This is a genomic window from Lacinutrix sp., assembly GCF_023299985.1.
Classification (GTDB): Bacteria; Bacteroidota; Bacteroidia; order Flavobacteriales; family Flavobacteriaceae; genus Lacinutrix.
Genome location: NZ_JALZVX010000123.1, coordinates 1 through 10588 on the forward strand (window position 1 = coordinate 1; position 10588 = coordinate 10588).

Annotated in this window: 11 protein-coding genes; 4 read left to right on the top strand and 7 right to left on the bottom strand. The window is 30.8% G+C overall.

The annotated features are described in order from the left end of the window. From mutL to Q0C58_RS06415, 4 genes are all read left to right on the top strand, one after another. On the top strand, positions 1–1441 hold a 1441-nt coding region (gene mutL / locus Q0C58_RS06400; protein WP_290698958.1), incomplete at its 5' end, for a DNA mismatch repair endonuclease MutL. Between the two features lie 52 nt (positions 1442–1493). Then, the gene (locus Q0C58_RS06405) at positions 1494–2240 is read left to right on the top strand and encodes a rhomboid family intramembrane serine protease (protein WP_290698960.1); all 747 of its coding nucleotides are present in this window, start codon (positions 1494–1496) and stop codon (positions 2238–2240) included. Between the two features lie 5 nt (positions 2241–2245). Then, entirely contained in the window at positions 2246–3106 is an 861-nt protein-coding gene (locus Q0C58_RS06410; RefSeq protein ID WP_290698962.1) for a rhomboid family intramembrane serine protease, read from the top strand. A gap of 101 nt (positions 3107–3207) precedes the next feature. Continuing rightward, positions 3208–4233, top strand: a complete 1026-nt coding sequence (locus tag Q0C58_RS06415) for an endonuclease/exonuclease/phosphatase family protein (RefSeq protein ID WP_290698964.1) — start codon at positions 3208–3210, stop codon at positions 4231–4233. Between the two features lie 11 nt (positions 4234–4244). On the opposite strand, the gene Q0C58_RS06420 is transcribed toward Q0C58_RS06415, so the two are convergent. From Q0C58_RS06420 to Q0C58_RS06450, 7 genes are all read right to left on the bottom strand, one after another. After that, a complete protein-coding gene (locus Q0C58_RS06420; protein WP_290698966.1) occupies positions 4245–4559 on the bottom strand; it encodes a DUF6122 family protein in 315 nt (104 codons plus the stop codon). Continuing rightward, the gene (locus tag Q0C58_RS06425) at positions 4559–5176 is read right to left on the bottom strand and encodes a WbqC family protein (protein ID WP_290698968.1); all 618 of its coding nucleotides are present in this window, start codon (positions 5174–5176) and stop codon (positions 4559–4561) included. The genes Q0C58_RS06420 and Q0C58_RS06425 overlap by 1 nt, the downstream gene beginning before the upstream one ends. A 107-nt stretch (positions 5177–5283) precedes the next feature. Beyond that, the gene (lepB, locus tag Q0C58_RS06430; RefSeq protein WP_290698969.1) at positions 5284–7011 is read right to left on the bottom strand and encodes a signal peptidase I; all 1728 of its coding nucleotides are present in this window, start codon (positions 7009–7011) and stop codon (positions 5284–5286) included. A gap of 70 nt (positions 7012–7081) precedes the next feature. Beyond that, complete coding sequence (gene dapB, locus Q0C58_RS06435) at positions 7082–7783, bottom strand: 4-hydroxy-tetrahydrodipicolinate reductase (RefSeq protein ID WP_290698971.1); 702 nt, start codon at positions 7781–7783, stop codon at positions 7082–7084. A 96-nt stretch (positions 7784–7879) separates the two neighbouring features. Continuing rightward, entirely contained in the window at positions 7880–8509 is a 630-nt protein-coding gene (locus tag Q0C58_RS06440; protein WP_290698973.1) for a DUF5683 domain-containing protein, read from the bottom strand. Further along, on the bottom strand, positions 8499–9407 hold the full coding sequence (locus tag Q0C58_RS06445; protein WP_290698975.1) for a ParB/RepB/Spo0J family partition protein: 909 nt from the start codon (positions 9405–9407) through the stop codon (positions 8499–8501). The genes Q0C58_RS06440 and Q0C58_RS06445 overlap by 11 nt, the downstream gene beginning before the upstream one ends. 3 nt (positions 9408–9410) lie before the next feature. Further along, positions 9411–10175 carry an AAA family ATPase gene (locus Q0C58_RS06450; protein ID WP_290698977.1) on the bottom strand — a complete coding sequence of 255 codons (765 nt, stop codon included), beginning with the start codon at positions 10173–10175 and terminating at the stop codon, positions 9411–9413. Positions 10176–10588: the final 413 nt, after the last annotated feature.

Sequence of the window (10588 nt, forward strand, 5' to 3'; positions counted from 1 at the left end):
TGTAACACCAAAAGGAACTTCTATTTCTGTAAAAAACCTGTTTTATAATATTCCAGCGAGACGTAATTTTTTAAAATCGACTACAGTAGAAACACGCCATATTGTAGACGAGTTTCATCGCGTTGCTTTAGCGCATCCTAATATTGGATTTGCAATGTTTCATAATGGAAGTGAAACGTTTAACCTTCCAGAAAGTAATTATAGACAACGAATAGTAAATATCTTTGGTACAAAAACTAACGAAAAATTAGTGCCTGTTGAAGAAGATACCGAAGTGCTTAAAATCTCAGGTTTTGTTGGTAAACCAGAATTTGCAAAGAAAACTAGAGGAGAGCAATTCTTTTTTGTAAACGATAGATTTATAAAAAGTGCTTATTTAAATCATGCCATTGGTTCTGCGTTTGAAGGGCTTTTAAAAGATGGAGCACATGCTAGTTATTTTTTAAATTTAACTGTAAATCCGCAAACCATAGATATAAATATTCATCCTACAAAAACAGAAATTAAGTTTGACGATGAGCACACGCTGTATGCTATTTTACGCTCTTCAGTAAAGCATAGTTTAGGACAATTTAATATTGCGCCAGTTTTAGATTTTGAACGCGATGCTAATTTAGATACACCATATAGCTATCAGCAAAAAGGTTCGCCATCTGTTGAGGTAAATAGAAGTTTTAATCCGTTTAGCGATGATAAATCATCTCATGCCACTGTAAGTACTTCATATAAAAAAGAAAAAACACAAGGTTCTAATTGGGAAGGTTTGTATGTTGGTTTAGAATCTAAAGGAACGAAAACACAGCAAGATTTTAGCGAAGTTCATTTTGAAAGCGATAATAAAAGCGAATCGATTTTTAATAACGAAAATCAAGTAGAGCAGAAGCAGAGTACGTATCAGTTTCATAATAAATACATTGTAAGTACTATAAAGTCTGGTTTATTATTAATAGATCAACATCGTGCGCACCAACGTGTGTTGTACGAAGATTTTTTAAAAAACATGACGATTAAAGAAGCCATGAGTCAACAATTGTTGTTTCCATTACAACTTCATTTTTCGCCTCAAGAAATTGAAATTATTAATCAGTTAAAGACAGATTTAGAACATACAGGTTTTATTTTTCAAACTATAAAAAATGAGTTGGTAGAAATATCTGGTGTTCCAGTAAGCGTCCCAGAAAGTGAAGTTTCTATTATTTTAGAGCAACTAATAAGCGACGTGGAAAACGAAGTGCCAGACAGTAATTTTAGTGCAACAGATTTATTAGCAAAATCTCTAGCAAAAAGCTTAGCTATAAAAACAGGACAAAGTTTAACGATTATGGAACAGGAGCATTTGGTGAATTCACTTTTTGCGTGTAAGGAACCTAATGTGTCTCCAACCAATAGAGCAACTTTTATTACCATGACTGTTGATGAGTTGGATAGAAAATTTGTATAGAGGATAATAGAAGAAAGGTTTCCATTTTAAAGGAAATAAAAAATATTTTTTAATGAACAATATAACAGACACAGTAAAACATTTATTAATTATTAATGTAATAATGTTTGTAGCTACATTGGTAATTGGTGAAGCGCAATTTATAGATTTATTTGCCTTACATTATCCAGATAATAGTGTTTTTAAGCCTTGGCAGGTTGTAACACATATGTTTATGCATGGTGGCTTTATGCACCTAGCATTTAATATGTTTGCATTATGGATGTTTGGTAGCGCTGTAGAACAACGTTTAGGTAGTAAAAAGTTTCTTATTTTATACTTTACAGCAGGATTTGGTGCTGTATTATTTCAATTAGGTTTCTATTATTTTGATTATTCTACAATTCTTCCAGAATTACAAGCATCTGGTTTACCTATTGAAGCGATTATAGATTATTTTAAAACAGGAAGTAGCAATTTGTCTGTTACACCATTACAAAACGAACAGATAAATGATGCTTTTAGTATATATAATTCTACAATGGTAGGAGCTTCGGGATGCATAATGGGTGTTTTGGTAGCTTTTGGAATACTAAATCCAAATTCAGAATTAATGTTAATTTTCTTACCAATACCAATTAAGGCTAAATATTTTATTCCTTTAGTTGTTGGCTACGACATCGTTTCTGGTTTTTTAGGTAGTCCTTCAGTTTTTGGAATGAATATAGCACATTGGGCTCACGTTGGTGGAGCCGTTTTAGGTCTAATAGCTATGCTGTTTTTAAAGAAAAACACGTTTAACAAGTATAGAATAGATTAAGAAAAATGAGTCAATTACAAAGTCTAAAATATAAGTTTAAGAACCTTAATGTACTTGAGAAAATAATAGCTATTAATGTTGCTATATTTTTACTTGTTATAATTTTTAAACCATTTATTACAGGAGCTTTAAATTACTTGGTATTGCCACCAAATTTTAGTGATGCTTTAATGCAACCTTGGTCTATAATTAGTTATGCTTTTTTGCACTATAAGTTATTACACTTGGCTTTTAATATGATTTGGTTATACTTTTGTGGTAAGCTTTTTCTTAATTTGTTTAAAGCTAAAATGGCTTTAAATTTATACTTTCTTGGCAGTATAGTTGGTGGTTTAACCTTCTTATTGTTTTACAATTTATTTCCAGGCTATTTTGCAGATAGATATTTTCCGTTAATTGGCGCAAGTGCTGCTGTAAGGGCTATTTTTATCTTTTTATGTGCTTATATGCCAAATAATGAAGTACGATTAATAAATTGGAATATTAAAATTTGGTACATAGGAGCCGTTTTAATTGTGTTCGATTTTATTGGACTATCAGGTGAAAATGCTGGTGGAAGTTTAGCACATTTAGGAGGTGCGCTTTTAGGTTATGTTTATGCAAAACAATTAGTAAAAGGTAATGATATTGGTAAAGGCTTTGAACGTTTATTAGATACTATTAATAGTTGGTTTAAACCTAATAAAAAAAGAAATCTTAAAACAGTTTACAAAGATAAATCTAAAGTTGGTGGTTATACTAAAGGTGAATTTAACGAGTTTAATAATCAAAAAAAGATAGATGTTATTTTAGATAAAATAAGTAAAAGTGGTTACGAAAGCTTGACTGCTAAAGAAAAACAGTTTTTATTTAAAGCAGGAAAATAATTGTGAAGTGATTTAAACTTTTTACATTTAAGCGAAAAGGATAATTTTTTAACGAGTGGAAAAAGTTTATATCACTTCTATAGAACAAATAAAAGTATAGCATGCGAAAATTAAAATTTTTCGAGAAAATAATGTTCTTCTGCAACTCTGTTGTGGCTTTTGTTTTATTGTTATCTTATGTGTTACCACTATTACCTCCAAAGACATTTGCAGCATTGTCTGTACTAGGTTTAGGTGTGCCTTTTTTAATTTTATTAAACACCTTATTTTTTGTTTATTGGTTAGTAAAAATAAAAAAACAACTGCTTCTGCCTTTATTTGTATTAGCCATTGGTTATTTTGTTTTTGGTTCTTTGTATAAGTTTTCAGAATCTAAAACCATAGATAATAAAAACAATATCTCCATTATGAATTACAATGTAAGGCTCTTTAATCTTTACAAATGGATACCTAATGAAGATACTGAAGAGAAGCTAGTTAATTTTATAAAATCTGAAGCTCCAGATATTTTAGCCTTGCAAGAATACCATCCACGAGAACGTACAAAGTTGTCTTTTTACAAGTATAAATATGAAAAGCTTTTAGGTGAAAATAAAAAATACGGACAAGCCATTTTCTCAAACTATCCTATTATTAACTCTGGTTCTATAGCATTTCCAGACACTTTTAATAATGCAATTTACATAGATATAGTAAAAGCTAAGGATACTATTAGAGTTTATAATATTCATTTACAATCTTTACGTATAGACCCAAAAGTTGAAAAACTAACTACCGAAGAATCTGAAAAATTATTTAAAGGCGTTGGTAAAACGTTTAAAATCCAGCAGTTTCAAACGGAGTTGTTTTTAAAACACACAAAAGGTTGCAAGTATAAAATGATTATTTGTGGCGATTTTAATAACACTGCCTTTTCGTATGTTTACAAACAGATAAAGGGTAATTTAAACGATACTTTTAATGAAGCTGGAAATGGTTTTGGTAGAACGTACGACTTTAAATTTCTTCCAATGCGTATAGATTTTATTTTTGCAGATCCTGCTTTTAAAATCAACGGTTTTAAAACCTATGATGTTGAATATTCAGACCATTATCCTATTATGACTAAGGTTAGTGTTGTTAAATGATAATTGGCATATTACCAGCTCATCATCCAGCAATCTATAGCATCAGCCAGAATATGAATACATAAACCTAAACCTATCCATCTTGTTCTCTTCGAAAAAACTAAAAACAAGTACAACGGAATTAAATAGTAACTGTGTAACGGATGAAAATCAATACTACAACGGTTGGCTTCAAATATAGGGTTTGCTAACAAATGATCGAAGTCTATTAATAGGCCTAAAATCATTATTAAGTAGGCTTTTTTCCATTTAGATTTAAAGTATAATAATGCAACAATTAAAGGTAGTAAAAAGTGAATACCATAATGTATTATTGGTTGTACCATTAAAAAACATTTTGAGATTCTAAATAAGTAATGGCATTTGTGCCTTCGTTAAAAAGTAAATCGAGGATACTTAAGTTATTAATATAGCCATGTTTAGAATAGAATACCTGAGTGTATGGATTTAAAGAAATAATGTTTTCTTTCTTGGCATTTACTAAGCCTCTAAAATCTTTTAAATCCTTAGTTTCTTTTTCAAAAACGGTAGTTTTAGAAATGGTTATTTCTATTTGAAGGCATTCGCAAATAACTTCTAAGCATTTTAAATTAAAGTCTAAAATAGTATCAAAATGTTCTGTGAAGAGTGGTTGCAATTCATCTATATAAAACTCGTAATAAGGAGAAGTTCTATAGGCAGATTCTAAAGATTTCCAGTGGTTTTCTTGCCATTTATAGTTATTAGCAATTTTTACTTCGCTGTGTTTTTGTCTGTTTTTCTGACTAAAAACAACAGGAACACTTAGTTGTAATTTTCCGTTTGCAGCATAAATGTAGCAACGGTTTCTATAGGTTTGTTTTTGGTAATTATCTTGAGTTTCTATAACCACACGTTCTGCTTTCACCATTGCTACAAATGTAGCTATAGTAGGAAAGTATGTTGGGTGGATAAGTGCGTTCATTTGTTGATACGTTTATTTTGTCATTCCTACGAAGGCAGAAATCCATTTTAAAAATTAATATTTAAACAAGTGGATTCCTGCCTTCGTAGAAATAACAAGTATCATTTTTAAACAGTTTTCTTCTTACGCTTTCTAAAACGATTAAAAGCAATTAAGCCTCCAATTAGTAATAGTACAGGAATTATATAAGATTTTATTTTTCCTGTGCCATGAACAGTTGTAAAGAGTCTATTCCAACGTATTTTCTTTTTAATAGTATCAATACTCATCCAAACTAGAACAGGCTTTCCTACAACGTGATCAAACGGTACAAATCCCCAATATCTTGAGTCGATTGAGTTTTGTCTATTGTCTCCCATCATCCAATAGTAATCTTGTTTAAAAGTGTAACTCGTAGCTACTTCTCCATTAATTAAAACTTGATTACCTCTAGAAGTAATTGTATTTCTCTCGTATTCTCCAATAACACGTTTGTATAATGGATAATTTTTTATTGTTAAATCTAAAGACTCTCCTTTTTTAGGAATGTAAATAGGTCCAAAATTGTCTGCTGTAAATGTGAATTCAGAATCTTGTGGGAATAAACGTGTGTCTGGTGTTTCAGAGTTTACTTTTTCTAATGAAATAACACTTGGATCTTTAGCCACTTTTATTGCTAATTCTTCTGTCATATTACCAATATAATTGGTTTTTGCTACAGACATTTTTAAACGATTAAAAAAGCGTTGTGTAATTTTACCGGAAACTTCAGATTTAAGAGAATCTCTGCTTACAACCTTAAGGTCTATAGCATTATTAGTATTAATAAAATCTTTAATTTTAGGGTCTTTTAAATACTTGTTTTCTATATAATAAGTTTCGTAGCCGCTAGTTTCGGTTATTTCATATTTATTAAATAACTGTCTAATATCACCTTTGGTTTTTACATTATAAAAGAATTGTAAACGCGCTCTATCTGGCAATACATTTTTTGTTCCATTTATGAAAACATGACCTTCTTTTAATTCTAATTGATCTCCAGGAATACCAACGCAACGTTTAACTAAGTTAGTTTTCTTGTCTATTGGTTTGTAGTAGTTTCTGTCTGGTGTAAAATCATTCATGTCCAACAATGTATCTGCTGGTTGATTGAATACTACAATATCATTTCGTTTTATGTTTTGAAAACCAGGCAATCGCATATATGGCAATTGTAGTTTGTTTTTCCAAGAGGTTTTGCGTTCTTCATATTTATCATTAAACACATAAGATTTTATTTTTGTTTTAGGAATAGAATCATGAACCATAGGCAAGCCAACAGTAGTCATTGGTACTCTGGCACCATAATGAAACTTACTTACAAATAGAAAATCGCCTACTAATAATGTTTTTTCTAATGAAGATGAAGGTATAACAAATGGTTGCATAACGTAAGTATGAACAATTGTGGCAGCTACAATTGCAAAAAGGATTGAACTAATCCAATCTCCTGCGCTACTTCCCGAAATTAAATCTCTATTTTCAACATAATTAACATCTGCAAAATAGTTTAAATAAAAGTTATAAAAGCCTAAGCTAATAATAGCTAAAAAGGTATCTAAAGTCGAGTTTTTACCAAAACTTCTAGCTGTTTCTACCCAAACAACAGGAAGCATAATAAGATTTACAATTGGTAAGAATAGGAGTATAGTCCACCACCAAGGTCTGTTAATTATTTTCATTAAAATAACAGCATTGTAAACAGGCACAAAAGCTTCCCAAGCTTTGTGTCCAGCTTTAATGTATAGTTTCCAAGTACCTAAACCATGAATTACTTGTATTATTAGTAAAAATAGTATCCACTGACTTCCTGACATAATTTGTTTTTTTTATATAATTAGCTATAGGTCTTATCAATCTATGCAAATGTTACAATTTAATTTTTCGTTAACCAATATTTAACACATCTTTCATTGTAAAAATGCCTGTTTTTCCAACAAGCCATTCTGCAGCGACAACAGCACCTAAAGCAAAGCCTTCACGATTGTGTGCAATGTGTTCTATTTTTATAGTATCTACTTCATTTTTGTAGGTAATATTGTGAGTTCCTGGTACCTTTTCTATACGTTTTGCAGTAATAGGAAGTACTTTGTTTTCGCTACCATCTAATTGCCAAGATTGGTAGTTTTTACTGTTTTCTATTATATCTTCTGCTAAAGAGATTGCTGTACCACTTGGCGCATCTAGTTTTTGTGTATGATGAATTTCTTCAATATCAACCTTGTAGTCTTCTAAAGTAGACATCATTTTAGCTAGTGTTTTATTGAGCTCAAAAAAGATGTTTACGCCTAGACTAAAATTTGAAGCATAGATAAAAGCACCTTTTTTTTGTTGGCATAATGCAACAATTTTATCATAATCATCTAACCAACCTGTTGTACCAGAAATTACAGGAATGTTATTGTTTATACAATTAGAAATATTATTAAAAGCAGCATTAGGAACACTAAAATCTATAGCAATATCTGCTTTTGTGATTTCAGAGGTAACAGCTTCTGAAGTTTTTATTACAACCTCATGACCACGACTTAAAGCAATAGCTTCAATTGTTTTTCCCATTTTACCATAGCCTAGTAAAGCGATTTTCATAATTTGTTTTTTGTGTTTCCGTAAACTTGGAAATCTTTTTTTTATTCCTTTATTTATACTGAACTTGTTTCAGTAAAAGCGAAAATGGTGTTTATTCTAGTCTAGCTTAAAACTCATTGTTAAGCCAACGCGACCTTTATTATCGTACTCGTCTATTTTGTAATGTGGTTTAAAACTTAAATTATCATCTACATTATATTGTAATAAATGTGCATCTACATTGGCATCTATAATATTTAGAGCATACAAGCCAACGGTTACTAAAAGTGATAGTTCTTGGTTTCTTCTAAACGATTTTTGCGCTTCTATTAAACCGTCATTTGTAAGCCTATCCTGAAACTCATCATCATTAAAACCTGCTAATCTACGTTTGAAAGCATCGCGTACACGATTGTATTGGTTGTTATTGGTAATGTAAAAGTAAACACCAGTACCAAGAGCTGCATAAACTACAGGGATTTTCCAATATTTTTTATTGTAAGCTTGACCTAATCCAGGCAAAACTGCAGATAAAAAAGCAGCTTTGGCAGGACGTAATGGGTCTATTTCTTTGCGCACCAATCCTGTAGAGTCTATTTGTTCAATAACCAATCCTTCTACCTTTTCTTTAGGCTGCGCTTTCTTTATTTCTTTTTTATCTTCCTTCTTTTTGTCTTTCTCTTTTTGAGCAAAAGTAGAAAGACTAAACAGTAAACAAAAAAAGATTGTAAGTAATTTATTTGTCACCTTGGACTAACTTTTTAATACGATTAAAATCTTCTTCAGAATGAAACGGAATTGTTATTTTTCCTTTTCCATTACTAGATACTTTAACGTCTATTTTATGGCCAAAGTATTCTGAAAATGCTGCCATTCCTTTTTTAACAAATTTTGGCAAATCCTCTTTAAATTCCTTTTTTGGAACAATAATCTCGTTTGTAGTATTGTAATTTTTTACTAATGCTTCTGTATCACGAACCGATAATTTGTTAGATAAAATTTTCTCGTAGATATCTAATTGAATCGTTTGGTCTTCAATATTAATAATTGCACGACCATGTCCCATAGACAAAAAGCCATCTCGCATTCCTGTTTGGATAATGGGATCGAGCTTTAATAAACGTAAATAGTTAGCAATAGTAGAACGTTTTTTACCAACTCGCTCGCTCATTTGCTCTTGTGTTAATTGAATTTCGTCAATTAAACGTTGGTACGATAAAGCAATTTCGATAGGATCTAAATCTTGACGTTGGATGTTTTCTACCAATGCCATTTCTAAACTTTCTTGATCGTTTGCTATACGAATATATGCAGGAATAGTTTCTAAACCTATAGATTTACTAGCGCGATAACGACGTTCTCCAGAAACCAATTGGTATTTTTCGAAACCTAATTTTCTAACAGTTATAGGTTGTATTACGCCAAGTTCTTTTATTGAAGATGCTAATTCGCGTAAGGTTTCTTCGTTAAAACTTGTACGTGGTTGAAATGGATTCATTTCTATGCTATCCAATTCCAGTTCCACAATATTACCAATTACTTTATCTGCGTTTTTATCTTGTACAGATTGTATATCGTTACTTGGGTCTTTTAATAAAGCCGAAAGACCTCTACCTAAAGCCTGTTTTTTTGTTGCCTTCGCCATTGCTTAGGAGTTTTTATTTATTACTTCTTTTGCTAAACTTAAATAATTTGCAGCACCTTTACTAGAAGCATCATAATTAATAATGTTTTCACCATAACTAGGTGCTTCGCTAAGTTTAACGTTACGTTGTATAATGGTTTTAAAAACCATATCGTTAAAGTGCTTTTGTACTTCTTCTACTACTTGGTTAGAGAGACGTAAACGCGAATCGTACATGGTTAACAATAAACCTTCAATGTCTAACTCTGCATTGTGTATTTTTTGAACACTTTTAATAGTGTTTAGTAGTTTTCCTAAACCTTCTAATGCAAAATATTCGCATTGTATTGGTATCATCACAGCATCTGCTGCAGTTAAAGCATTTAATGTTAACAAACCTAGAGAAGGAGCGCAGTCTATTATTATAAAATCGTAATCCTCTTTTATATCAGCTAATGACTTTTTAAGCATATATTCTCGAGCTTCTTTATCTACAAGCTCAATTTCTATAGCAACTAAATCTATGTGCGCAGGAATAATATCTAAATTTGGTGTGTTTGTTGGTATAATTGCTTCTTTAGCTGTGTTTGTATGCTCTAGAAGTTGATAAGTTCCAATCTCAACACCATCTACATCTATGCCTAATCCAGAAGTGGAATTGGCTTGTGGATCTGCATCTATAAGCAGTACTTTTTTCTCTAAAACACCTAGAGAAGCTGCTAGATTTACAGAAGTGGTTGTTTTTCCAACTCCTCCTTTTTGATTGGCAATGGCAATTATTTTACCCATTAAATGATATGGTTTTATTAGTGTGCTTTGTTTTAAAAGAACAAATGTAAAAATACAATTATTTATGGGTTTAGAAAACGGAAGTTGTTAACAGTTGGTTAAACTTAAAAGTAAGGTGTTTATTTGTTGCTTTTTTAGTATAATTAGTAATAGCGAAGGTTTAAAATTAATTAAGCTTTTAGGTATAAAAGTTATGCTAATTAAACCAAATAAGAGGTTGCAATATTTAATCGTTATTTTTACCAAAATGAATCACCTTAACTTATAATGAAACATCTACCATCAGTAGTATTATCTTTTTTTATTTTATTAAATTGTCTTGTCCTGAAATATGGCTACAGGTTAAAATTGATTTTTAGGCTGATAATTGATATACCATATTTGGTGTTTTATAGTCTAAAGATAAATGTAAT

Bases quoted from the DNA above. Each gene is read 5' to 3' on its own strand.
- Q0C58_RS06405 (WP_290698960.1), top strand. From the start codon at position 1,494: ATGAACAATATAACAGACACAGTAAAACATTTATTAATTATTAATGTA.
- Q0C58_RS06410 (WP_290698962.1), top strand. From the start codon at position 2,246: ATGAGTCAATTACAAAGTCTAAAATATAAGTTTAAGAACCTTAATGTA.
- Q0C58_RS06415 (WP_290698964.1), top strand. From the start codon at position 3,208: ATGCGAAAATTAAAATTTTTCGAGAAAATAATGTTCTTCTGCAACTCT.
- Q0C58_RS06420 (WP_290698966.1), bottom strand. From the start codon at position 4,559: ATGGTACAACCAATAATACATTATGGTATTCACTTTTTACTACCTTTA.
- Q0C58_RS06425 (WP_290698968.1), bottom strand. From the start codon at position 5,176: ATGAACGCACTTATCCACCCAACATACTTTCCTACTATAGCTACATTT.
- lepB (WP_290698969.1), bottom strand. From the start codon at position 7,011: ATGTCAGGAAGTCAGTGGATACTATTTTTACTAATAATACAAGTAATT.
- dapB (WP_290698971.1), bottom strand. From the start codon at position 7,783: ATGAAAATCGCTTTACTAGGCTATGGTAAAATGGGAAAAACAATTGAA.
- Q0C58_RS06445 (WP_290698975.1), bottom strand. From the start codon at position 9,407: ATGGCGAAGGCAACAAAAAAACAGGCTTTAGGTAGAGGTCTTTCGGCT.
- Q0C58_RS06450 (WP_290698977.1), bottom strand. From the start codon at position 10,175: ATGGGTAAAATAATTGCCATTGCCAATCAAAAAGGAGGAGTTGGAAAA.